Genomic DNA, 22,630 nt, shown 5'->3' with positions numbered 1-22,630 from the left:
AGTGCCATGCTGGCAATTGCAGCCACCATCCAGCTGCAGCCGAACGGTCACCGGACTCGATGCTTCGAGGCGAATGTCAACATGCTCCGTTCCGTTGCTGCTAAGGCGGAGGACTGATTCTTGGTCGTTGCGATAGGTCATGTGATTTCCTTTGCTGACGCAGGGAGAGTGGATGCGCGCCGATGGCACGGGCCAGGAAGGCCCGTGCCACCGGGGGGTGCTACTTACGGTGAAAGGCTTCTTACCGTGCGGTTCTACGCCTTGACGTATCCGTTCGGATTCAGCACGAATTTCGTTGCCGAGCCGGCGTCGAATTCGGCGTAACCGCGCGGTGCATCCTCAAGTGGGATCGCGGTGGCGTTTACTGCCTTGGCGATCTGGACCTTGTCGTGCAGGATCGCCATCATCAGCTGCCGGTTGTACGACATGACGGGGCACTGTCCAGTGGTAAACGACAGGGACTTTGCCCAGCCGGTGCCCAAGGACAGCGACAGGGAGCCGTGCTTTGCGGCCTCGTCAATTCCACCGGGGTCGCCCGTGACGTACAGGCCGGGAATGCCAAGGGCCCCGCCTGCAGCGGTGATGTCCATGAGCGAGTTCAACACGGTGGCGGGGGCCTCGTGGGAGGCGTCCTTGCCGTGACCGCGGGCTTCGAACCCTACGGCGTCGACGCCGCAATCCACTTCGGGGACACCAAGGATTTGCTCGATCTGGTCCTTCGGATCGCCGTTTGAGACGTTCACCGTTTCGCAGCCGAAGGAGCGGGCCTGAGCCAAGCGGTCTTCGTTCATGTCACCGACAATTACGACGGCGGCACCGAGCAGCTGCGCGCCGACGGCGGCCGCGAGGCCCACCGGGCCGGCACCGGCAATGTAGACGGTAGATCCGACGCCCACTCCGGCGGTGACGGCGCCGTGAAAGCCTGTGGGGAAGATATCGGAAAGCATGGTCAGGTCCAGGATTTTTTCCAGGGCCTGGTCGCGATCCGGGAACCTGAGCAGGTTCCAGTCAGCATAAGGGACCAGCACATATTCGGCTTGGCCGCCCACCCAGCCGCCCATATCCACATAACCATAGGCGCTGCCCGGGCGGTCAGGGTTGACGTTCAGGCAGATGCCCGTCTTGCGCTCCTTGCAGTTCCGGCAACGGCCGCAGGAGATGTTGAAAGGTACAGAGACAATGTCTCCCACCTTGATGAACTCCACGTCCGGACCGACTTCCACCACTTCGCCGGTGATTTCATGGCCAAGGACGAGGTCCTTAGGGGCCGTGGTCCGGCCCCTTACCATGTGCTGGTCCGAGCCGCAGATATTGGTGGTCACCGTGCGCAGGATCGCGCCGTGGGGTACTTTTCGTCCCACATTGGCGGGATTGACGCCAGGCCCATCTTTGAGTTCGAACGTCGGGTAGTCGGTGTTGATGATTTCGACGACACCGGGTTCTTTGTAGGCAACGGCTCTGTTTCCTGACATGGACACTCCTTTTGGTAGGGGTATTTCGTGCCAGGCCTTCCATTCGGATGGCCTTGCACTGGTCCGGCAAAGTTGCAGGCGCTGCCCCATGGCCCGAAAGCGGTGCTTCGATGAGGATACCTCCCCAGGTTTCAGGCCACCGAAGCACCCTTCACGGGCACGGGACAGCTCTTCCCTCGCGAGTGCGAAGGCTGTCAGTGGGATGCCGTGTCCAGAGGAACAGCATCCCGAAGCTGCCTGCCCGGCGCTGAACGGACAAGTGACTCTGATGGTTGAAGAGCTTGTACAGATGAGATTAGGGTCACAAGCGCTGCAATAAAAGCGCAAGATTTTGAGGATAACCATGCAGAACAGGTGCATGATGGAGCCGAGGCTCATCACACTCCGCAGTGTCAGGCTGGGGTTCAGGTTAGTCAGACCCTGGGAAGACCGCGGGAACCGCTGATTCCTAGCCGCACCACTCGTACACAGCCGGCGCTGGGATCTGTCAGTCCACGGCCTCCTCGGCGTCGACGATGCCCTCGCCGTACAGGCCGTTGTTCTCGGTGGTCCCTTCGCAGGTCGCGTTCCAGTCCGGCGTCCGCCCTTCGTCGGCGTAGTCCTCCACACCGCCCGCCGGGCAGACGTGGTCATCCGCTGTCCCCAACATCACGCGGGCCACGGCCTCCGGGTCGAGTGCGTATCCGCTATCACCCGTGAACCTGCCCCGATCCTGGACGATCAGCGCCGCGACGCCGACGATGTGCGGTGATGCCATCGAGGTGCCCTGCAGGTACGTGTAAAAGCCGCACCTGCCGTCGTCGCAGTACTTGATCGAGAATCCGTCGACCGGGTTACCCGCAGGGTCGGCCAGACCCTGATCGATCGCCGCCTGGAGCGGATACGACGAGAGGATGAGGTTCCCAGGGGTCCGAGACTGTGGCGTCCCGAAGTAGTCCTGGAACCAGCCACCCGGGGCGGCGATCTCGACCTCACCGAACCCGTAGTTGGAGTAGTCAGCCTTAGTCCCCGACGGACCGACCGACGACACGCTGATTACTTCCGGAGCCTCGCTGGGCAGGTTAAGGCAGGTGTTCTTCACGACCCGCGGCTGGGCGGTGATCGGCGGGTAGTCCGGGCTGGTCGCGTCACTGCGGGTCGGTGCGGCCAGATCAGTGTGCTCGTTTCCGGCGGCCGCGACCAGGGTCACGCCGCGGTCGGAGGCGTACTTCACCGCACCCAGCACCAGTTCGCTGATGAGCCGCTGCTCTGTCAGTTGCGCATCGCTCACGATGCCGCTGACGTACTCGTCGCGCGACGTGCAGTTGTAGAGCCACGGGTCCGTGTAAAAGCTCATGTTCACGACGTCGAGGTTGATGTCCCCCGAGTACACGAGCGCCTTGACCGTCTCGTACAGGAAGAAGTAGCCGGAGTCCTGTCCTGCGCGCACGTTCACCAGGGTTGCCTCGGGAGCCACCCCGCCGATGCCGAAGGCATTGTCGGCCGCGGCTACGATGCCGGCCACGTGCGTTCCGTGCCCGCCGTTGTCGACGTTCGCGGGGTCCTTGCAGGCCGTGTACTCGCAGGGCCCGTCGATGGCCGGGATGTCGGTGGTGAAGTTCCGCGACCGCTTCGCGTCGAAGTTTGGTGCGATGTCGGGGTGCCCGGCGTCGATCCCCGTATCCATGATGCCGACGTCGACACCCTTGCCGGACGCCTCCTCCCAGGCACCGTCGGGCGTTGCACCGATCATTTCCATGTCCCATTGAAGGCCGGAGAGCGGCTCGGCGTGAGGCTCGGGCGTTGATGGGCCCCCGGCTTTCCCGGCGCGGCTCGCCTGCGCCCGCTCGGTTGCGTCGAGCCGCTCACCGGCGTAGTGGTGCGGCATCCCCTGCCGGCTCACACCGACGGAGTGGTTCCGGGCGGCACCGCGGATGCCGCTGCCGACCCTAACCTTGTCCATGAATGCGCCGTCGGGGGCGTTGACCAGGGCGACGCCGATCTGGGCGGTAACGTCCTCGACTGTTCCGCCCGCGGCCACGATCGCGGCGGCGGCGGCTTCGGGGGTACCACCGAAGGAGACGACGAACTTACCCCCGGCCTCCGTCCCTCCACCCTGTCTCACGGCTTCGTCCGCGGCACTGGTTGCTGTTGTCGCGGATGCGACCACCGTGAAGGCGACGGCGGGCCCGGCCGAAAGGACCATCGCCGCGGCAGCGAGACAGGCGACGAGTGGGGATTTTTTCTTCATTTGGGTACTCCGGTTGGCGCCCTTGACGGGCCGGATAAGGGGCCTCGCGAAAGGCAAGAAAATCGGAAACGTCGGCCCAGACTATGCCTGCAGAGCAACGATGTCGCCGTGAACTGCCCCCTATTCCGCCCCCTAATTTTTGTCCCCCAACGCGAACCCCTTTGACCAGATCGAGCTATGAACCACGCGGACCGCGGCAACGGTGTGCGGCTTGCGTGTGGGGTGTCCTCAGACTTCGAGTTGCAGCCGGTCCTTGGCCTGTGAGGAGTGAGCCTTTGCGGCGTGCCAGCTCACGCGTCCGCCGGCGCTGGAGACCGGCTTCACGCGCCTAAGTGCTGCGAGAATGGCCCGTCCCACCACGGCGATTCCAATGATCGTGGTGACGGCACGCAGGGTGTCCCAGCCCGCCGTCGACGTCACCAGCGAATACAGCAGGAAGCTGCTCAGGTTGGTGGTCAGCGGCGCGCCGGGCACGTACGAGATGCCGGTGCCGGAGCCCACCGCGAAGGGCCAGAACCACAGGTTGGTCAGCAGGCCGAACGCGTAGGACGCCACTACGCCGTAGCCGCACAGCATCCACAGTTCGGCTTTGCCCCGCACCTGCCGGGGGAGCAGGCCGGCCCCCGCGCCCACCCACGCACAGGCGAAGACCTGGAACGGCGTCCACGGCCCGATGCCACCCCACAAAGCGCTCGAAAGCGCGATGGTGGCCGCACCGAGGAGCATCCCGAAACGGGCACCGAACGCCCGGCCGGCCAGGATCAGCAGAATAAAGACCGCTTCAACGCCGCCGACGCCGGTACTCGCCACCCGCACGGCGGTACCTACCGCTGCAAGGACGCCGAGCAGCGCCACCGTGTGTGCCGAGCGGACCGAGCCGTCGAGGGACACGAAAATGGCGACGGCGGCGAGCGGCGCAATGGCCAGCGCCGCGTAGGGGAGGGCAGCGGCGGCGTCCTGCGGGAGGGCCGTGGCGAGCAGCGGCCAGCAGAACGCGGCGAGGGCTACCAGGTTGGCGGCTGCGAGGACGGCGAGCTCGACTCCCCGCGGCATCCGGAGGCGGGACTTTCTTGCCGCGCCCTGGGAGTCTGTGGGTTCGGTGACCCCTTGTGCGGTGCTGCGTGGCGCTCCGGGAGGTTGTGCTGTTGGGACGGTAGCGGCCGCTGCAGCCGGGGTGGCTTCTGTCTCGAATGAGGGCGCGACGCCGTCACGCATCGGAAGGATCCGGGCACCGAGGCCACGGGCAAAGTCGAGGTCGTGGGTGGCGATGAGGACCGCCGCGCCGGCGTCCGCTGCCGCCCGCAGTGCTGCCGCGACTGCTAAGCGCGCCTCAGGATCGAGGCCGCGGGTGGGCTCATCGATCAGGAGAACCTGCGGGGCATCCATGGTCTGCAGCGCGATGGCAAGGATCCTGCGTTCCCCGGCGGAGAGGTCCCGGGGATGCTCGTGTCCGATGGGAATCCGAACGTCACCACGGAGACGGGCGAGGTGCGAAGCTGCAGTGCCAGGCGCAGGCTGGCCACCGTTCTTTCGGCGAGCCTGGCGCCGCTCCGCCGCACGGAGCTCTGCTGCAACGGTATCCCTGGTGAACAGGTCGTCCGAGGCGTCCGGCACGAGGGCGACCCGACCGCCGTCGTACATCTTTACACGGCCCGCTCCTTCACCAATGCCGTCACCCAGTGCGAGCGCCACCAGCAGGGACGACTTTCCGGCCCCGTTCGGACCCACCAGGGCCACCACTTCACCGCGCCGCAGGGTCAGGGACGCTTCGCGCACGAGTGGCTTGCCCTTGCGGTGCACCGCGAGGTTTGTCGCCGTCAGCACGGGCGCCTGCTCGGTGTCCGGAACGGGCGTTGCGCGGGCCTCAGCAAGGATGGAAGGCAACGGTGCGGCACCCGGCACCAGGTCGCCGTCGTCGATGGTCCACCACGAGTCGGCAACCGGTATGAGCGCCTCCGCCCGGTGTTCGGCCACGATGACGCAGACACCGTCGACGGCGAGGGCGTTCAGTACCGCGATGACGCGTGCGCGTGCTGCGGTGTCGAGGTCAGCCAGCGGCTCATCCACCAGGAGTAGGGCGGGATGATCCACCACCGCGGCGGCGATCGCGACGAGCGTCGCCTCACCCGCCGAGAGTGTACTGACGTTTCGGTCCAGCAGCGCCAACACTCCGATACGCTCGGCGACCTCCAGCACTCGGGCCTTGGCGGTCCCGGAAGCCACACTGCGCAGCTCGAGCGCGAGGGAGATCTCGTCCCGCACCCGGGTGCTGGCGAAGGCTGCACGGGGATTTTGCAGGACGACCCCGATGTAGCGGGCGGTATCGCGGGGCGGCGTGGTGGCACGGTCCGCTCCGGCAACGCGCACTGTGCCCGAAATTTCTCCACCGTCGACGTGGGAGAGGAGGCCGGCAATGGCCCGCAGGATGGTGGACTTCCCGGAGCCCGTCGGGCCGGTAATGACAGCTATTGACCCGCTGGACGGGGTGAAGTCTGAGACGATCACCCTCGCGTCGCCAACGCGGAACTGTGCGTCCCGGATGAGAAGCGGGCCGCCGTCGTCGTTCCTTGCTTGGTGTCCTGCCCGGCTCCCGAAGCCGCGCAACTCCAGGGCCGCGGCCACACGGGCCGCGTGCTCGAGGGTGCGCTCGAGCACGGGCACCAGGGCGCGGGGTCCAAACTTTTCGCCCCTCAAACGGAATGCCAGGCGTACGGAGGTCACGGCGTCGGAAAGCGCTGGGAGCGCCGCCCACGCCACCACAAGCATGCGGGCTACGCCCTGCATGGGGCCGCGGCGTGCCAGGTGAACGAAGCCGCGGGCCACGTCCACCCAGGCATTGAGCAGGCCGAAAGCGAGGAACATCGCGGCGATCGGCAGGGCGGACAGGACCGCCTCCCACAGGCCGTGCCCCGTGACCGGGCCAAGGAAGACCACATGGGCGTACGGTGCCGGCAGCCGCATGGCCGGCAGGTCGAGCAGGACCGGCCCACCAAGGCCCGCCCCGTTGAAAAGGATGCGGTAGATGACCCGCGCCGCGATGAATACAACGGCGAGAGCCGCCGCTGCGCGTAACGGCGCGGGTCGAAAGGTCATGCTGCGGGTGCAGCCGGTTCGCCGTCGACCGTGTAGAGCAGTTCCAGGCTCTGTCCCGGGCTCACCTTCAGGGTAGCGAGGCCTTCCTGCGCGTATGCCCAGGCACCGGACGCCGGCTTAACCCAGAGGGACCAGTAGGCAAAGGCAGCGGGCATGCCCTTGCATTCTTCCTTGTAGGTGCCCCCCTTGTGGGTGATGTCGAAGTCCGCGGCGGGAACACCGTTCACCCGGCACACCAGTTCAGTGGGGTACTGGGTGGTGCCCACGGTCTTCACGTCGGCCTCTTCGAGCACCTTCGAAGCGGGAGTCGCAGCGTCCACGGGCACGCAGACGGACTTGTCCGCAGCGGCCTGCTCCAGGGAGCCGGAATCAACGATGACCTTCACGCCGGCGCAGGGCCCCGTGTCGACGCTGGCTGAAGCCGCTGCTGTCGAAGCCGGTGCGGACGTAGTGGGCTGGGTGGCGCCCGGCGCGGAACAGGCGGCGAGAGTAAACAGGAGACCTGCGGCGGCGAGTGAGCTCGCGGCGGCGGTGCGGATCTTAGTCAAAGTCACTTATCAAGGGTAGGGCGTTGCTTGTCCGAATCCGGAGGCCGTCCGTTGTATGACGTCAGGCTCCGAGCCAGCTGGCCGGCGCGCCGCATAACGCAAAGCGGACGACGGCGGGAGGTTCCGCCGTCGTCCGTTCCCTACCCTTCCGATGGCATGGATCGGCGTTGTAACGTGATGGCGTGATCGTCCCCGATATTTCCCAGAACGCCGTGGCGGTTGCGGATCATTACGACGAGCTCGATCCCATTTATCGTCGAGTGTGGGGCGATCATGTCCATCACGGCCTATGGGCGACGGGTCGCGAGACGCCCGCCGAGGCCGTTGAGGCGCTGGTCGACTTGGTCGGCGACCGGTTGCGATTTATGCCCGGCGAGGTGTGCATCGACATCGGCTGCGGCTATGGCTCCACCGCAAGGCAGCTCGCGGCGACACGCAAGGTCCGTGTTACCGGCTTCACGATTTCCGCTGAGCAGGCCGACTACGCCGCCGCGCATCCCGTACCCGACGTGGACATCCATCTCCGCGACTGGCTCGTCAACGGGCTGCCCGATTCCTCGGCCAATGCCGCATGGGCCATCGAGTCGAGCGAGCACATGGTGGACAAGCCCAGGTTCTTCGCCGAGGCGCATCGCGTGCTGTCGCCCGGCGGCCGCTTCGTCGTCTGCGCGTGGCTCGCCGAGACTGATGCCGGCGGTTGGAAGGCTCGCCACCTGCTCGAGCCGATCTGCCGCGAAGGGCGCCTGCCCTCGATGGGCACGCGCGAGGAGTATGAGGCGATGGCATTGGCAGCGGGTTTTGAGATCGTTGGTTATGAGGATGTCAGCCGCCGTGTAGCCCGCACATGGACTCTCTGCGCCCGCCGACTTGTAAAGGCCTTGCTCGTCGACAGGGAGACCCGCCGCCTCGCCCTTGGCGCACGCAATCGCATCTTCGTTCTGAGCATTCCCCGCCTGATCCTGGCCTACCGCACCGGTGCGATGCGCTACGGGATATTCACGTTGTCGAAGGCGAGGGAGAACGGGGCGCCACGCGAACCCGGCATATCAATGCACCAGGAGCCAGCCTCAGAGGGGTGAGTCAATCCATATCTCGCCACTGGTCATCGTCACTGCTAGGGAGTGAAGTAGTCCTCGTTCCGGTCTCAAGGTGGACGCGCGCCCGGGGAATTCCGAAGGTCTGGACACAGGTAGCCGCCGGACTTATCGTGCAGAGGTGGCGGCTGCCTGACTGGCAGGACGGCAAGTACTGCCGGTCCGTCGTTGCGGCCGTCCGTCATGACAGGAGGAAGCAATGGAACACGTTGAAGAGACCGTTGATGTCGCCGTTCCCGTGCGGACCGCGTACAACCAGTGGACCCAGTTCGAATCTTTTCCGCAGTTCATGTCCGGTGTGGAATCCGTAACCCAGCTGACCGACACCACGAACCACTGGGTTACCAAAGTGGGCGGTGTTCAACGGGAATTCGATACGGAGATCGTTGACCAGGAACCGGACGACCGGATCGCCTGGCGGAGCACCGACGGCAAGTCCCATGCCGGCATCATCAGGTTTACGCCGCTGGATGCCAACCACACGAAGGTCAAGGTCCATTTCGAGTGGGCGCCGGAAACCCTGACTGAAAAGGCAGGCGCGGCACTGAAGATCGACGAGATGCAGGTCAAGGCCGACATGCTTAAGTTCAAGGAGTTCATTGAATCGCGCGGTACCGAAACCGGCGCCTGGCGTGGCGACGTCAAGGACAGCGGCCCCACCGGGCAGTTCTAGAGGCGGGCGCTGCCGAGTCCAGACTTCCTGAAGCGGACGACGGCGGGCGGCCACCCGCCGTCGTCCGCTTCCCCTCTTCGGGCACGCTACAGGCGGAGTTCCATAAACACGCTGTTGGGGTCCAGGGTGTAGTCGGCAAAGGGCGGGCATTCGGTGAAGCCGTTTCGGGCGTACAGGCGCCGCGCGGGAGCAAAGTACTCCTCGGTGCCGGTCTCAAGATAGATCCGCTCGAGGTCCCGAACCCGGGCGTCCTCAACGATATGCCCGAGCATCAGGGTGGCCACGCCCCGTCCCCTCGCGCTCGTCGTGGTGCGCATGGACTTGATCTCGCCGTGGATGGGATACCCGGAAGGGGAGTGCAGCAGCTTCAGTGCGCCGCAGCCCAGCAGTTCGCCGTCCTCACGGGCAGTCCAGAACGCGATGGACGGGGCGGACAGCGCGGAGTGGTCCAGGGCGTGAACGCTTTCGGCCGGCGAGGTGGCGAACATGTCTGCCAGGTGCTCGCTCAGGAGCTTGTGGACATCCCCGCGTGCGGGGTCGTCCCGGTCAATGGAAATCATCGTCTAAATTTACCGGGTTGACGGCCGCGCCTAGGTGCTGAGGTTCCAGTGGACCCGGATGGCCTCTGCGATCGGGCTGGCGGCGGCGTCGACCCGGAAAGCAACGGGCGCGGTTCCTGTCTCTTCAATCACGGAGTCGCGGTACACCCGGCCGCACTTAGGGCACAGAGTGTAGAGGTCCTCGTCGGCGGGCCAGGCGGCGAGTTCCGCTGGGGCCGGGGTATCTCCTCCGGCGTAAACGGGTACGCCCTGTGAGTTGGCCTGGATCAACCCGTCCTGGCTGACGGTGTTGCCGCACACGCAGACGATGGTGGTGACATCATGACCGGTCACATCGGCGGTTTCAGTGTCCATGTTGAACTTCCCGGAGGCTGGAAGGACGTGCTGGTAATAGCTTAAGCCCGCCCAACTTCCGCAGCAGCCATTGTCTGGTTGCAGCGCGGGGTTCACCATTAAGGCTGTCGGGAAGGCTGGGCCTGCGGAAAGCACTCATGCCCAAGGATCAAGGATTCGAGATGAATAATGGTTCCGTTTTCCCGAACCGACGTACGGTGCTCAAGGCGGCCGGGATGGGGGCGGCCGGAGTCGCCGCCATGCCGCTGCTGTCCTCTTGCACCGTCCGGTCTGCACAGCAAGCGTCAGTGACGTCGGCGCCACTGCTCCCGGCTCCGCCGGGACAGGTCGAACCACTGCTGGACCTGCCCAAAGTTACCAATGCCGTGGGCAAGCTGGACGGACAGATCCAGGGCGCCATGGAGAGCACGGGGTTGCCGGGCATGGCGGTAGCCGTGGTGTACCGGGACGAGGTGGTGTATTCCAAAGGCTTTGGGGTCCGTGAGGTGGGGAAGCCGGAGGAGATTACTCCGGACACGGTGTTCCAGGTGGCTTCTGTGTCCAAGCCCCTGACGTCCACCGTGGTGGCGGCCCTGGTGGGACGCAAGGTAGTCAACTGGACCGACGCCGTCATTGGGCACAACAAGAACTTTGCGCTCAAGGATGACTACGTCACGCGGAACGCCACCTTTGCTGATCTGCTGTCGCACCGCAGCGGGCTGAGAACGGGGTCGGGTGATCTGCTGGAGGACCTCGGATTCGATCGTGAGTATATCCTCGGCCATCTCAACCAGGAGCCCCTTGATACGTTCCGGTCCAGCTACAACTACAGCAATTTCGGCTTCACGGAGGCTGGCCAGGCAGCAGCCGACGCGATGAACATGACCTGGGAGGACCTGGCCGACGAGGTCCTGTTCCGGCCTCTGGGGATGTCCGCGAGCAGTTACCGTCACTCCGACTACGAGAAAGCCACCAACAAGGCCATCATTCATGTGCCGCTGGGGAACAAGGAGTGGGCAGCCAAATACCGCCGCAACGCCGATCCGGAGGCTCCGGCCGGAGGCGCGAGTTCGTCGGTACGGGACCTGGCGCGATGGCTCCGGCTGCAGCTCGGAAACGGCAGCTACGAGGGTCAGTCCGTTATCGATCCCGCCGCCCTCCAAGCAACCCGCGTTCCCCATGCAATCTCCGGGGCGGCGGCGGCCCCGGCTGCCCGCTCCCGTTTCTACGGGCTGGGCTGGAACGTCTCCTACGACGACCAGGCCCGTGTCCAGCTGGGACACTCCGGCGCATTCAATCTCGGCGCCGCCACCGCCGTCTCGATGCTTCCCGGCGAACAGCTGGGCATTGTGGCCCTGACTAACGGACGCCCCCAGGGAATCCCGGAGGCCATCGCCGCGGGCTTCCTCGATACGGCACAGCACGGATCGCCCACGGTTGATTGGCTGGCATTTACCGCCGGTGTCTTCAAGCAGATAGATGAGTCCGAGAAGCCCAAGGTGGACTACACCAAAGTTCCGCCCAACCCCGCTCCGGCCAGAGCGAACAGTACTTACACAGGCATTTTCGACAACGCCTACTATGGCCCGCTTGTGGTCCTCGAGGAAGGCGGAAAACTGATCATGAGACTAGGACCGACCGGCAGTCCCACAGCGTTCCCGCTCACACACTTCGACGGCGACACGTTCAGCTTCGAATCCATCGGCGAGAACGCCAACGGCCTGGCGGGTGCATTGTTTGCCGGAGTGAACGGCGGTTTCCCGCAAAGAGTCACGCTGGACTTCTACGACAGGACCGGGCTGGGGACATTCACGCGGGTCTCGTAGGGCTCCGGACACGGACGACGGCGGGACGTCCCGCCGTCGTCAGGGAAAATTTCATTGTTGTGGCCTTGTGACGGGCGCACCATGGTGGTATGGATGCTGCAACACCTCAAGCGGTGGAGCTGAGCCTTCCCCAGGCTTTCCTCCTCCTGGCAACAAATGACATGAACGGCAAACCCGAAGTGCCGCTGTTCGCACTCAGGTCCACGGTGGCCGGGGCAATATTGGCCGAACTCGACCTTCTCGGTGCAATCGAACTGCAAGGGCATCGCGTCAGGGTCACGGGAACAACTCCCGAAACCGAGTTCCAGCGTGAATTGGAGCTTATCCGCAGCAAATCCCGGCCCCACACTCCCAAATGGTGGGTCTCGGTGCTGGAGAGCCGCGCCGAAGTGCTGCGTGTCTACGATGGGCTCGTGTCGCTGGGCATCGTGGAACATGTGGGTGAAAAGCACTTGGGCCGGTTCCGGGCCGTGCGGTTCCCGGAGAAGGACCATGCTCCGGAGGCGGCTCTGCTGAAAAGGATCGAGGCCGCACTCAGCGGTCCTGCATCCAACCTCGAGGCTCCGGATACCTCCGCGACCGAGGAGGGGGCACTTGATGCGGTGACGGCGGAAGCCATGGTGCCCGGTGCCAACGCGCCTGTTGCCAACGCTCCCGGTGCCAAGTCCACTTCCAAGGCGCCCGACCCCAGGACAATAGTGCTGATCGCCCTGCTTCAGGCAGCCGGACTGCTCGGCAAGCTCTTCCCGGAGGCAGATCGAATCCGGGCGAGCGAGCTGTCGAAGGACTACTGGCCGTCCCGCGCCGTGGAGGACGAGCTTCGAATGATCAGGCTGGCGGAAGAGGAAGCCGCAACCCTGTAATGCCAGGGCTGGAGTTAGCGCCACTCGGCCCCAAAAGGGAAAACAAATTCTGCGTTCCAAATTGTGTTGCCAGCTTTGACTGGAAAACTTATATAAAGGACGTTTGGTCAAGACCGCGAAAGGTGCATAACCGAATTGGTCATGCCAACAGTTCAGTGCTCCTGCGGGCCGTCAGCCTGCGGAGCCGCTTTTCAGTGGACTGGCATTAAAAATAAAAGTAGGTATGGTATCGGGTAACGCAAAGCTATCGAAAGGCGTGATTCCGATGTCAGGAAAATCCCCGAAAAGCGGCGCCGCTAAAAAAGTCGGCAAGTCGATCCTCGAAAAAAGGGCGGACAAAAGAGCCAAAAGCGAAAACAGTGAAATCAGTTTCGTAAAGCCGCGCAAAAACCAGCGATAACAGGACCGGGCAGCCGAATGAGGGACTCCTAGCCCGCTCGGCTGCCCGCGTCACCCCAGCGGCGAACAGACGCCGCGCAGAGCCCTGAGTTTCAAGGACACCACATGAACACTTCCTTCAATGCCCTGGTGGTCCCCGCCCGCCTCGTCCAACCGGTCCACATCAGATCGGTGGAGTTGGATGTGGCAGCGCTGCAGCGAGTGGCCGCAGGGGACATAGGGCATATCGCAGGCACCGACTGGCACGCCTACGTGGACAGCGAAGGGGCCAGGCATAGCGAGAATCTTAGGGCGGAAGTCCTCATCCGCGAAGCAGGCATCGATCTCGACGAAACGATCCACGGAACTGCCTTGTTCCTGGGCCACGGGCACCCCGGCGAAGAGGGTGATGCTCCCCGCCATTTGATCATTCTTGCCGAGCAGCTCTTCGATATGCCGCTCGCCGCCTAACCAAGCAGGCACACCAGGGCGCGATGGAGGGCCCTGCAAAGGCAACGGACGACGGCGGGAAGTCCCGCCGTCGTCCGTTGATCCGCCTTCTACGCCTCGATGGTGACCCCGCGCCAGAACGCGATCCGGTCCTCGATCTGCTTTGCGCGCGGCTTGGGCTCAGGGTAAAACCAGGCCGCGTCCACATTCAGCTTCCCGTTCACTTCGAGCGTGTGGTAGCTGGCCGTGCCCTTCCACGGGCAGAACGAAGAGTGGTCACTGTCCCGCAGGTAGCCGGCATTGACGGCGTCGCGCGGAAAGTAATGGTTGCCCTCCACCACAACAGTGTCCGCGGATTCGGCGATGACTTTTCCGTTCCAGATAGCCCTGGCCATGTGGTTCCGTTCTGTTGACTGCTGCCGCATGAGAATGCGGCCCGGTTGTAGGGATGCCAACGGTGCAGCGGCCGCGCTTGTTCCCGGGAGGGGGAGCGGGCGGAGCATCAGGGAGTGCTCGACGGCGCGGCTAGCGCGGGCTTTTGTCGATGACGCAGAACCGGTTCCCGTCAGGATCAGCCAGGACCACGAAGTCAGCGTCCTCCGGGTACAGGTCCCAATCGACGCGTCGGGCGCCGAGTGACACCAGTCGTTCCACCTCAGCCGCCTGATCGTCCGCATACAGATCAAGATGGATGCGCGGGCGGTCCTGGGCGGGGGTCTCGCTCAGCATGAGTGCGAGCTGCGCTCCCGGACCCGACGCCGGCACCAGGGTCACCCACGTTTCGTCACCGGGCTCCCGCGGGACGTAGCCGAGGGCGGCGTGCCAGAATGCGGTTGCGCGGGCGACGTCATTGACGCCAAGGACGGTGCTGCCGATGGTCAACATCCGCCCAGCCTAGTCTTGGGGCGCACGTCCGCCGAAGAACCAACCGCAAGAAGCAGTAGCTCGCATCAAGCCATTACAGCCAGTCCGATCCGCTGATCCGGAGAGTACGCGCAAGGCTGTTGGCAAACTCCCACAGCGCAACTACTTCAGCCTCGCCGTAGCCGGCTTCGCGATGTGCCACTGCGACTTCCAGCTGGGCCGCCAAATGCCTCCTATCGCGGGCGGACACGGCCACCACGTCGGCGGCGGTCTTCACCCGGCGGACGTTGAGCGTTTCCGCGCCGCCCCAGCGCTGTCCGCCCGGCATGAATTCAGACCGCGTTACCTCTTTGAATCGGGACGACAACTCAGCGAGCAATTCGGAGACCGCAGCGGGGTGGGACTGATCGTCCACCGTGATGTGGACGGCAATGGTGTGGCTGGTCATCGTGACTCCACCCGCCTTTCATCGGTTTTCAATCATCCCGTAGTCCGTGCCGCGTGTCAGCTTCCGCCCGGTCCAATAACCCCACGTTTTGCATCCCGCCACGGAACCCGGTAGGGTGTGAGCCGTGTCACCCACCAGTGGCACATGCTGATGATCTGCGGCGGGAGAGTCCTGCCGGTACGTTCTGCAGGCGCCGTAGGAGCAAATCCTCCCCAGGAATCTCTCAGGCCCACGTACCGCCGCGGCAAGGCAACTCTGGAAAGCAGTCCGGGCTACCGGGCTCACCGACGGTGCAAGTGGCGTTCTGCGAAACAGCAGGGCAACGCAAAACTCTCAGGTCCAATACAGAGCGGGGAGGAACCCGAATCAACGTGGTGCTCCGGCGCCACCTGAATTATGGAGTTCCTCTCATGACGGTTCAATCGTCCCCAACCACCTTCGCAGACCGCCATATCGGCGCGCGCCGCCAGTCCGACCTCGACACCATGCTCAAGGCCATCGGCTATGACAGCGTCGATGGCCTCGTCGACAGCGCGGTCCCCGATTCCATCCGCCAGGACAAACCCCTCACCCTCGAGAGCGCCCTGAGCGAAGTCCAGGTCCTCGCCGAGCTCCGCAAGCTCGCCGGCAAGAACAAGATGGCCGTGCAGATGATCGGCCAGGGCTACTACGACACCGTGACCCCGCCGGTGATCCGCCGCAACATCCTCGAAGCACCCGCCTGGTACACCGCCTACACCCCGTACCAGCCCGAAATTTCCCAGGGCCGGCTCGAGGCGCTGCTGAACTTCCAGACCATGGTCCAGGACCTCACGGCACTCCCGGTTGCCAACGCCTCCCTCCTCGACGAAGCCACCGCCGTCGCCGAGGCCGTACTGCTGATGCGCCGCGCCAACAAGTCCAAGACTGCGAAGGACGGCAAGACCGTCCTCGACGCCGACCTCCTTCCGCAGACCATCGCCATCGTGCTGGGCCGCGCCGAAGCCCTCGGCTTTGAGGTGGAAATCGCCGACCTCACCAACGGACTGCCCGACGGCGACATCAACGGCGTGGTCCTCCAGCAGCCCGGCGTCTCCGGCCGCGTCTGGGACCAGTCCGCCGTCATCGGTGAGGCCAAAGACCGTGGCGCCCTGGTCACCGTCGCCGCCGACCTCCTGGCCCTCACCCTCATCATCCCGCCGGGCGAGCAGGGCGCGGATATCGCCGTCGGTTCTACCCAGCGCCTCGGCGTCCCGCTGTTCTTCGGCGGCCCGCACGCCGCCTACATGGCCGTCCGCCAGGGCATGGAGCGCACGCTCCCCGGCCGCATCGTGGGCGTTTCCAAGGACGACGCCGGTGTCCCCGCCTACCGACTGGCCCTTCAGACCCGCGAGCAGCACATCCGCCGCGAGAAGGCCACCTCCAACATCTGCACCGCGCAGGCACTGCTGGCCATCGTCTCGTCCTTCTACGCCGTCTACCACGGCCCCGACGGCCTGAAGGCGATCGCCGAAACTGTCCACAACAACGCCCGTGCCCTGGCCACCACGCTGAAGACCGCCGGCCGCGACCTGGTGTCCGAGACCTTCTTCGATACCCTCACCGTCCGCGTGCCCGGCAAGGCCGCCAAGGTGATCACCGCCGCGGAAGCGCGCGGCATCAACCTGCGCCTCATCGATGCGGACACAGTTGGCGTGTCAGTCGATGAAACCACGACGCCGGAGGTCCTTTCCGCGGTTGTCGTCGCCTTCGGCGCCGGTCCCGTTGCGGAGGCTGCCGGGTTCGAGCTGCCTGAGTCGGTACTGCGCACCTCCACCTACCTGCAGCACCCGGTGTTCAACACGCACCGCTCCGAAACCCAGCTGCTGCGCTACATCCGCCGCCTCTCGGACCGCGACCTGGCGCTGGACCGCACCATGATCCCGCTGGGCTCCTGCACCATGAAGCTGAATGCCACGGCTGAGATGGAAGCCATCTCCTGGCCCGAGTTCGCCTCGATCCACCCATTCGCACCGGATTCCCAGACTGCCGGCTGGCGTGAACTCATCGCCGGCCTGGAAGCTGACCTCGCGGAAATCACCGGCTACGACCAGGTGTCCATCCAGCCCAACGCCGGGTCCCAGGGCGAGCTCGCTGGCCTGCTCGCAATCCGCGGCTACCACCACTCCCGCGGTGAGGCGCAGCGCAATGTCTGCCTGATCCCCGCCTCGGCGCACGGCACCAACGCCGCCTCGGCCGTCCTGGCGGGCATGAAGGTTGTTGTGGTAGCGACTGCTACCGACGGCACTATCGACCACGCTGACCTGCAGGCCAAGATCGAGGCCAACAGGGACGTCCTCTCGGCCATCATGATCACCTACCCGTCCACCCACGGCGTGTACGACGCCGATGTGCGCGAAGTTTGCGATGCCATCCACGCAGCGGGAGGCCAGGTGTACGTCGACGGCGCCAACCTGAACGCTCTCGTCGGTTTGGCCCAGCCCGGTAAGTTCGGCGGCGACGTCTCGCACCTGAACCTGCACAAGACGTTCTGCATTCCGCACGGCGGCGGCGGACCCGGTGTTGGGCCCGTTGCTGCCAAGGCCCACCTCGCGCCGTTTATGCCGGGTGATGCCAATAAGGCGGCGCACGAAGCAGGCCACGGCGTTGCGATTTCCGCTTCCCGTTTTGGTTCCGCCGGTGTACTCCCGATTTCCTGGGCATACGTGAAGCTGATGGGCGGCCAGGGCCTGACAGAGGCGACCAAGTCCGCGCTCCTGGCTGCCAACTACGTTGCCGCGCGGCTCGACGAGCACTTCCCGGTTCTCTACACCGGCGAGAGCGGACTCGTGGCGCACGAGTGCATCCTTGATCTGCGCGAGCTCACGGCGAAGACGGGCGTCACCGCAGAAGACGTGGCCAAGCGGCTCATCGACTTCGGCTTCCACGCCCCGACGCTGTCCTTCCCGGTGGCGGGAACCCTCATGGTGGAACCCACGGAGTCCGAGGACCTCGCGGAGATCGACCGCTTCATCGAGGCAATGATCACCATCCGCAAGGAAATCGACCAGGTGGCCGCCGGCGACTTCACCGTAGAAAAGTCCCCGCTGCGCAACGCACCCCACACGGCAGCCGCCGTCGTCTCCTCCGACTGGAACCGGACGTACCCGCGTGAGCAAGCCGCCTTCCCGGTGGCCTCGCTCCGGCAGGACAAGTACTTCCCGCCTGTCGGCCGCATCGACGGCGCAGCTGGAGACCGCAACCTGGTCTGCTCCTGCCCTCCGCTTTCTGAATTTGAGAACTAAGGATTCCGTGATGACTGAGAACTACACCGCGCTCTACGAGCAGCACAAGATCGCCGGCGCCTCCTTCACCGACTTCGGCGGCTGGCAGATGCCCCTGAAGTACAACTCCGAACTGGCCGAACACCACGCCGTGCGCAATGCCGCCGGTCTGTTCGACCTCTCCCACATGGGCGAAGTCTGGGTCACCGGCCCCGACGCCGCCGCTTTCCTCGACTACGCCCTGGCCGGCAAGCTGTCCGCCGTGGCCGTGGGCAAGGCCAAGTACTCGTTGATCTGCCAGGAAGACGGCGGCATCATCGACGACCTCATCACGTACCGCCTTCCCGCGGCTGCGGACGGAACAGCGAAGTACCTGGTGGTCCCCAACGCCGGCAATGCTGCTGTGGTGGCCGCCGCTCTGGCCGAGCGGGCTGCCAACTTCGACGTAACCGTTGAGGACGTGTCCGCCGAGACCTCACTCATCGCCGTCCAGGGACCGAACGCCGAGGCCATCCTGCTGACGCTGGTCCCCGCCGAGCAGCACTCGCTGGTGACCGAGCTGAAGTACTACGCCGCAGTGGAGGTAGGGATTATCGTCAACGGCACTGTCCAGGAGCTGCTGCTGGCCCGCACCGGCTACACGGGTGAGGACGGCTTCGAGATCTACATCCCGAACGAGGACGCCGCCGGCCTGTGGGATGCCCTGCTGGAAGTTGGCTCCGGCCACGGTCTCATTCCCGCGGGCCTGGCCTGCCGCGACTCGCTCCGCCTGGAAGCCGGCATGCCGCTCTACGGCAACGAACTCTCCCGCGAGGGCAACCCCTATGCTGCCGGCTTGGGTCCGGTTGTCTCGTTGACAAAGGAGTCGGACTTCATCGGCAGGGCCGTGCTGGCGGAACTCAAGGCACTTGGCGCTGGTTCCACGTCCGGCCGCAAGCTCGTGGGCCTCAAAGGCCTGGGCCGCCGCGCCGGCCGCAGCCACTACCCGGTCCTCAAGGACGGCACCGTCGTGGGCGAGGTGACCTCCGGCCAGCCAAGCCCCACCCTCGGTTACCCGATCGCCCTGGCCTACGTCGACGTCGAGCACGCCGAACCCGGCACCGCCCTGAACATCGACCTCCGCGGCAAGCCGGAGCCCTTCGAAGTAGTCGAGCTCCCGTTCTACAAGCGCCAAAAGTAACGCTCTCTCACTTGATGCGCGTTTTAGCCCAACGCTCTCGCATTTGATGCCGGGTTTGGGCCGACGCTCTCTCACTTCTAGAAATACGAACCGAAGGAAATACACATGGCAAAAGTTGTTGCTGAACTGAAGTACTCCGCCGAGCACGAATGGGTTGCTGTTGACGGATCCGGCCCCACCAACATTGGGATTTCCGCTGTGGCTGCCGAGGCGCTGGGCGACATCGTGTACGTGGACCTGCCCGAGGTTGGCTCCACCGTGACCGCGGGGGAGACCTGCGGCGAGGTGGAATCCACCAAGTCCGTCTCCGACCTCTACGCTCCGGTCACGGGCGAGGTCGTCGAGATCAATGACGAAGTGGTCTCCGACCCCGCGCTGATCAACAACGATCCCTATGGCGCCGGCTGGCTCTTCAAGGTGGCCGTCACGGAAGAAGGCCCGCTGATGTCGGCTGAAGAGTACGCGGCAGCAAACGGCGGCGAGCTGTGAGCGGCGCCGCTGCTACAACAGCAGCCTTCGAGCAGGTAGTGTCCCCGTCCCTCGACGCGGACCTGTCGGCGCTGGATCCGGAGATCGCAGCGAAAATCGACGACGAACTTACCCGCCAGCGTGACGGCCTGGAGATGATCGCCTCCGAGAACCACACCGCCGTCGCGGTGATGCAGGCGCAGGGCTCGGTGCTGACCAACAAGTACGCCGAGGGCTACCCGGGCAAGCGTTACTACGGCGGCTGCGAGCACGTGGACGTGATCGAACAGCTCGCCATCGACCGCCTCAAGGCACTCTTCGGCGCCGGGTTCGCGAACGTCCAGCCGCACTCCGGCGCGCAGGCCAACGCCTCGGTGATGCATGCACTGATCAAGCCGGGCGACACCATTATGGGCCTGAACCTGGCCCACGGCGGCCACCTCACGCACGGCATGAAGATCAACTTCTCCGGCAAGCTCTATAACGTGGTGCCCTACGGCGTCCGCGAGGACACGCACACCGTGGACATGGCCGAGGTGGAGCGCTTGGCCCAGGAGACCAAGCCCGCACTGATCGTGGCCGGGTGGTCCGCCTACGCCCGGCAGCTGGACTTCGCGGAGTTCCGCCGCATCGCCGATTCCGTGGGTGCCTATCTGATGGTGGACATGGCGCACTTCGCCGGGCTGGTGGCCGCCGGGCTGCACCCGTCGCCGGTGCCGCACGCGCACGTCACCACCTCCACCACGCACAAGACCCTCGCCGGTCCGCGTGGCGGCATCATCCTGACGAACGACGCCGACATCGCCAAGAAGATCAACTCGGCTGTGTTTCCCGGCCAGCAGGGCGGCCCGCTGGAGCACGTCATCGCGGGCAAGGCCGTGGCGTTCAAAATCGCAGCGTCCGCCGAGTTCAAGGAACGCCAGGAGCGCGTCCTGGCCGGCGCCCGGATCCTGGCTGAGCGCCTGGTCCAGCCGGACGTCACCGCCCAGGGGATCAGCGTGATTTCCGGCGGCACCGACGTGCACCTGGTCCTGGTTGACCTGCGCAACTGCGAACTCGACGGCCAGCAGGCCGAGGACCGCCTCGCGGAAATCGACATCACCGTCAACCGCAACGCCGTCCCGTTCGACCCGCGCCCGCCAATGGTCACCTCCGGCCTGCGCATCGGCACCCCGGCGCTGGCCACGCGTGGGTTCGGCGAAGCAGCCTTCCGCGAGGTTGCGGACATCATCGCCGAGGCTTTGACGGCCGACGCCGGCACGGACCTTTCGGGCCTGCGCTCACGGGTGGAGGCCCTCGCCGCCGCCCACCCGCTGTACCCGTCAGTCACGAACCTCGCCTGATCCGGAACTCCGGGCCCAACCACCACCTCTCCAGTTAGGAACCACCATGGCTGTTGGTGTCTTCGACCTTTTCTCCATTGGGATCGGCCCTTCCAGTTCGCACACTGTGGGGCCGATGCGAGCTGCTGCCGTTTTTGCGGAGGAGCTCAAGGGCCTCGGCAAGCTGGCGGACGTGGCGTCGCTGCGGGTGGACCTGTTCGGGTCGCTCGCGGCGACGGGACACGGCCACGGCACGATGACGGCCATCCTGCTGGGGCTGGAGGGCTTCCACCCGGAGTTGATCCTGCCCGACGAGGTGGAGGAGCGGCTTGCCGCCATCGCCGAGACCGGGGTCCTGCAGCTCGCCGGTGCTGTTCCGCTGCCGTATGGGGTGAAGGACATGGTGCTGCGGCCACTGACCATCCTGCCTCGGCACACCAACGGCATGACCTTCACGGTGTCCGACGCCGACGGCAACGTCCTGCATACGGCAACTTTTTTCTCGGTGGGCGGCGGGTTCATCGTCCGTGAGGGGGAGGAGGACGCCGCGCAGCACGAGCTCGAGGAGTCCAAGAAGGAACTTCCTTTGCCGTTCCGGACGGCGGCGGAGCTGCTGGAGCACTGCCGCGAAACCGGGCTGGGCATCAGCGACGTCATGCGGGTTAACGAGGAGGACAGCCGCACGGAAGCCGAAATTCGCGAGGGGCTGCTGCACATCTACTCCGTCATGGAGGGGTGCGTGGCCACCAGCCTGAAGCGCGAAGGCGTGCTGCCCGGGGGACTGAAGGTCCGCCGTCGTGCGCCGGACTGGTACGACCGGCTGAAAAAGGAAAGTTCACGGCCGGACAGTGAAGGCCAGGACCAGGAGTTCCACGACCCGAAGTACTGGCAGGAGTGGGTTAACTTGATCGCCCTGGCAGTCAATGAAGAGAACGCGTCCGGCGGCCGCGTGGTCACCGCACCCACGAACGGTGCCGCCGGCATCATCCCTGCCGTCTTGTACTACGCGCTGCACTTTGCCCCCGGCATGGAGAACGCTACGCAGGAAGATCGCGACGACGTGGTGGTGAAGTTCCTGCTCACCGCGGCCGCCGTCGGGGTCCTCTACAAGGAACAGGCGTCCATCTCCGGTGCAGAGGTGGGCTGCCAGGGCGAGGTGGGGTCGGCGTCGTCCATGGCCGCGGCCGGACTGGCAGAGGTGATGGGCGGAACCCCGGCGCAGGTGGAGAACGCCGCCGAAATCGCGATGGAGCACAACCTGGGCCTGACATGTGACCCGATCGGCGGGCTGGTGCAGGTGCCGTGCATCGAACGGAATGCGATCGCCGCCGCGAAGGCGATCAACGCCGCGAAGATGGCGCTCTGGGGCGATGGCTCCCACCGCGTCTCCCTGGACGAGGTCATTGTGACCATGCGCGAAACCGGCCGGGACATGAGCTCCAAATACAAGGAAACAGCGATGGGCGGCCTTGCCGTCAACGTCGTCGAATGCTGAAGGAAGAAGACTAATGACATTGGCACCTGAAGGCCGGAAGCTTTTGCGCGTTGAACAGCGCAACTCTGCTGTCCCGGTGGAGCGGAAGCCG

The 22,630-nt window shown here is 65.1% G+C and carries 19 protein-coding genes and 2 riboswitches; of the genes, 10 read left to right on the top strand and 9 right to left on the bottom strand.

The genetic code is table 11. The features are described 5' to 3' along the window. Positions 1-254: 254 nt before the first annotated feature. From fdhA to CXQ88_RS06825, 4 genes are all read right to left on the bottom strand, one after another. Positions 255-1,472 (bottom strand): formaldehyde dehydrogenase, glutathione-independent, encoded by a 1,218-nt coding sequence (gene fdhA, locus CXQ88_RS06840; protein ID WP_104043426.1) that lies wholly within the window; start codon positions 1,470-1,472, stop codon positions 255-257. A 487-nt stretch (positions 1,473-1,959) separates the two neighbouring features. After that, positions 1,960-3,702: a S8 family serine peptidase gene (locus CXQ88_RS06835; RefSeq protein WP_219816303.1), complete on the bottom strand. Its 1,743-nt coding sequence runs from the start codon at positions 3,700-3,702 to the stop codon at positions 1,960-1,962. Positions 3,703-3,930: 228 nt separating this feature from the next. Further along, on the bottom strand, positions 3,931-6,795 hold the full coding sequence (locus CXQ88_RS06830) for an ATP-binding cassette domain-containing protein (protein WP_104043425.1): 2,865 nt from the start codon (positions 6,793-6,795) through the stop codon (positions 3,931-3,933). After that, positions 6,792-7,349: a hypothetical protein gene (locus tag CXQ88_RS06825; protein ID WP_104043424.1), complete on the bottom strand. Its 558-nt coding sequence runs from the start codon at positions 7,347-7,349 to the stop codon at positions 6,792-6,794. The genes CXQ88_RS06830 and CXQ88_RS06825 overlap by 4 nt, the downstream gene beginning before the upstream one ends. A gap of 176 nt (positions 7,350-7,525) precedes the next feature. On the opposite strand from CXQ88_RS06825, the gene CXQ88_RS06820 reads away from it, so the two are divergent. Continuing rightward, positions 7,526-8,422, top strand: coding sequence for an SAM-dependent methyltransferase (locus CXQ88_RS06820; RefSeq protein WP_104043423.1), 897 nt, complete (start codon positions 7,526-7,528; stop codon positions 8,420-8,422). A 214-nt stretch (positions 8,423-8,636) separates the two neighbouring features. After that, positions 8,637-9,110: an SRPBCC family protein gene (locus CXQ88_RS06815; protein WP_104043422.1), complete on the top strand. Its 474-nt coding sequence runs from the start codon at positions 8,637-8,639 to the stop codon at positions 9,108-9,110. A gap of 86 nt (positions 9,111-9,196) precedes the next feature. Here the strand turns inward: CXQ88_RS06815 and CXQ88_RS06810 are convergent, their stop codons facing one another. Continuing rightward, entirely contained in the window at positions 9,197-9,670 is a 474-nt protein-coding gene (locus tag CXQ88_RS06810; protein ID WP_104043421.1) for a GNAT family N-acetyltransferase, read from the bottom strand. 30 nt (positions 9,671-9,700) lie between these two features. Further along, positions 9,701-10,024, bottom strand: a complete 324-nt coding sequence (locus CXQ88_RS06805; RefSeq protein WP_104043420.1) for a hypothetical protein — start codon at positions 10,022-10,024, stop codon at positions 9,701-9,703. Positions 10,025-10,185: 161 nt separating this feature from the next. On the opposite strand from CXQ88_RS06805, the gene CXQ88_RS06800 reads away from it, so the two are divergent. The 3 genes from CXQ88_RS06800 to CXQ88_RS06790 all read left to right on the top strand — a co-directional run bounded on the left by CXQ88_RS06800 (position 10,186) and on the right by CXQ88_RS06790 (position 13,541). Beyond that, positions 10,186-11,829, top strand: a complete 1,644-nt coding sequence (locus CXQ88_RS06800) for a serine hydrolase (protein WP_104043419.1) — start codon at positions 10,186-10,188, stop codon at positions 11,827-11,829. Positions 11,830-11,918: 89 nt separating this feature from the next. Beyond that, the gene (locus tag CXQ88_RS06795) at positions 11,919-12,692 is read left to right on the top strand and encodes a GOLPH3/VPS74 family protein (protein WP_104043418.1); all 774 of its coding nucleotides are present in this window, start codon (positions 11,919-11,921) and stop codon (positions 12,690-12,692) included. A gap of 504 nt (positions 12,693-13,196) precedes the next feature. Next, a complete protein-coding gene (locus CXQ88_RS06790) occupies positions 13,197-13,541 on the top strand; it encodes a hypothetical protein (RefSeq protein ID WP_104043417.1) in 345 nt (114 codons plus the stop codon). 89 nt (positions 13,542-13,630) lie between these two features. On the opposite strand, the gene CXQ88_RS06785 is transcribed toward CXQ88_RS06790, so the two are convergent. The 3 genes from CXQ88_RS06785 to CXQ88_RS06775 form a co-directional block, all read right to left on the bottom strand. After that, positions 13,631-13,915 carry a DUF427 domain-containing protein gene (locus CXQ88_RS06785; protein ID WP_104043416.1) on the bottom strand — a complete coding sequence of 95 codons (285 nt, stop codon included), beginning with the start codon at positions 13,913-13,915 and terminating at the stop codon, positions 13,631-13,633. A gap of 130 nt (positions 13,916-14,045) precedes the next feature. Beyond that, on the bottom strand, positions 14,046-14,405 hold the full coding sequence (locus CXQ88_RS06780; protein WP_104043415.1) for a VOC family protein: 360 nt from the start codon (positions 14,403-14,405) through the stop codon (positions 14,046-14,048). A gap of 73 nt (positions 14,406-14,478) precedes the next feature. Next, entirely contained in the window at positions 14,479-14,832 is a 354-nt protein-coding gene (locus tag CXQ88_RS06775; protein WP_104043414.1) for a hypothetical protein, read from the bottom strand. Positions 14,833-14,983: 151 nt separating this feature from the next. Next, positions 14,984-15,081: riboswitch (glycine riboswitch) on the top strand. Position 15,082: 1 nt separating this feature from the next. Next, positions 15,083-15,190: riboswitch (glycine riboswitch) on the top strand. 52 nt (positions 15,191-15,242) lie between these two features. Here CXQ88_RS06775 and gcvP point away from each other — a divergent pair. From gcvP to CXQ88_RS06750, 5 genes are all read left to right on the top strand, one after another. Next, positions 15,243-18,095, top strand: coding sequence for an aminomethyl-transferring glycine dehydrogenase (gcvP, locus tag CXQ88_RS06770; protein WP_104043413.1), 2,853 nt, complete (start codon positions 15,243-15,245; stop codon positions 18,093-18,095). A 10-nt stretch (positions 18,096-18,105) separates the two neighbouring features. Continuing rightward, entirely contained in the window at positions 18,106-19,254 is a 1,149-nt protein-coding gene (gene gcvT / locus CXQ88_RS06765) for a glycine cleavage system aminomethyltransferase GcvT (protein ID WP_104043412.1), read from the top strand. A gap of 105 nt (positions 19,255-19,359) precedes the next feature. Beyond that, positions 19,360-19,743 carry a glycine cleavage system protein GcvH gene (gene gcvH, locus CXQ88_RS06760; RefSeq protein ID WP_104043411.1) on the top strand — a complete coding sequence of 128 codons (384 nt, stop codon included), beginning with the start codon at positions 19,360-19,362 and terminating at the stop codon, positions 19,741-19,743. Continuing rightward, positions 19,740-21,065, top strand: a complete 1,326-nt coding sequence (gene glyA / locus CXQ88_RS06755; RefSeq protein WP_104043410.1) for a serine hydroxymethyltransferase — start codon at positions 19,740-19,742, stop codon at positions 21,063-21,065. Before gcvH ends, glyA begins: the two co-directional genes overlap by 4 nt. Before the next feature lie 46 nt (positions 21,066-21,111). Then, positions 21,112-22,539, top strand: a complete 1,428-nt coding sequence (locus tag CXQ88_RS06750) for an L-serine ammonia-lyase (protein ID WP_104043409.1) — start codon at positions 21,112-21,114, stop codon at positions 22,537-22,539. The last annotated feature ends 91 nt before the right edge of the window (positions 22,540-22,630 follow it).

It is taken from the genome of Arthrobacter sp. ZGTC412 (assembly GCF_002929215.1).
Lineage (GTDB): Bacteria > Actinomycetota > Actinomycetes > Actinomycetales > Micrococcaceae > Arthrobacter.
This window is presented reverse-complemented; position numbering and strand designations above follow the sequence as displayed.

Excerpts from the sequence above, each read along its gene's own strand:
- fdhA (WP_104043426.1), bottom strand. The coding sequence starts at position 1,472 with ATGTCAGGAAACAGAGCCGTTGCCTACAAAGAACCCGGTGTCGTCGAA.
- CXQ88_RS06815 (WP_104043422.1), top strand. The coding sequence starts at position 8,637 with ATGGAACACGTTGAAGAGACCGTTGATGTCGCCGTTCCCGTGCGGACC.
- CXQ88_RS06795 (WP_104043418.1), top strand. The coding sequence starts at position 11,919 with ATGGATGCTGCAACACCTCAAGCGGTGGAGCTGAGCCTTCCCCAGGCT.
- CXQ88_RS06775 (WP_104043414.1), bottom strand. The coding sequence starts at position 14,832 with ATGACCAGCCACACCATTGCCGTCCACATCACGGTGGACGATCAGTCC.
- CXQ88_RS06835 (WP_219816303.1), bottom strand. The coding sequence starts at position 3,702 with ATGAAGAAAAAATCCCCACTCGTCGCCTGTCTCGCTGCCGCGGCGATG.
- gcvP (WP_104043413.1), top strand. The coding sequence starts at position 15,243 with ATGACGGTTCAATCGTCCCCAACCACCTTCGCAGACCGCCATATCGGC.
- CXQ88_RS06750 (WP_104043409.1), top strand. The coding sequence starts at position 21,112 with ATGGCTGTTGGTGTCTTCGACCTTTTCTCCATTGGGATCGGCCCTTCC.
- CXQ88_RS06830 (WP_104043425.1), bottom strand. The coding sequence starts at position 6,795 with ATGACCTTTCGACCCGCGCCGTTACGCGCAGCGGCGGCTCTCGCCGTT.
- gcvT (WP_104043412.1), top strand. The coding sequence starts at position 18,106 with ATGACTGAGAACTACACCGCGCTCTACGAGCAGCACAAGATCGCCGGC.
- CXQ88_RS06805 (WP_104043420.1), bottom strand. The coding sequence starts at position 10,024 with ATGGACACTGAAACCGCCGATGTGACCGGTCATGATGTCACCACCATC.
- CXQ88_RS06785 (WP_104043416.1), bottom strand. The coding sequence starts at position 13,915 with ATGGCCAGGGCTATCTGGAACGGAAAAGTCATCGCCGAATCCGCGGAC.
- CXQ88_RS06780 (WP_104043415.1), bottom strand. The coding sequence starts at position 14,405 with ATGTTGACCATCGGCAGCACCGTCCTTGGCGTCAATGACGTCGCCCGC.
- gcvH (WP_104043411.1), top strand. The coding sequence starts at position 19,360 with ATGGCAAAAGTTGTTGCTGAACTGAAGTACTCCGCCGAGCACGAATGG.
- CXQ88_RS06800 (WP_104043419.1), top strand. The coding sequence starts at position 10,186 with ATGAATAATGGTTCCGTTTTCCCGAACCGACGTACGGTGCTCAAGGCG.
- CXQ88_RS06790 (WP_104043417.1), top strand. The coding sequence starts at position 13,197 with ATGAACACTTCCTTCAATGCCCTGGTGGTCCCCGCCCGCCTCGTCCAA.
- CXQ88_RS06810 (WP_104043421.1), bottom strand. The coding sequence starts at position 9,670 with ATGATTTCCATTGACCGGGACGACCCCGCACGCGGGGATGTCCACAAG.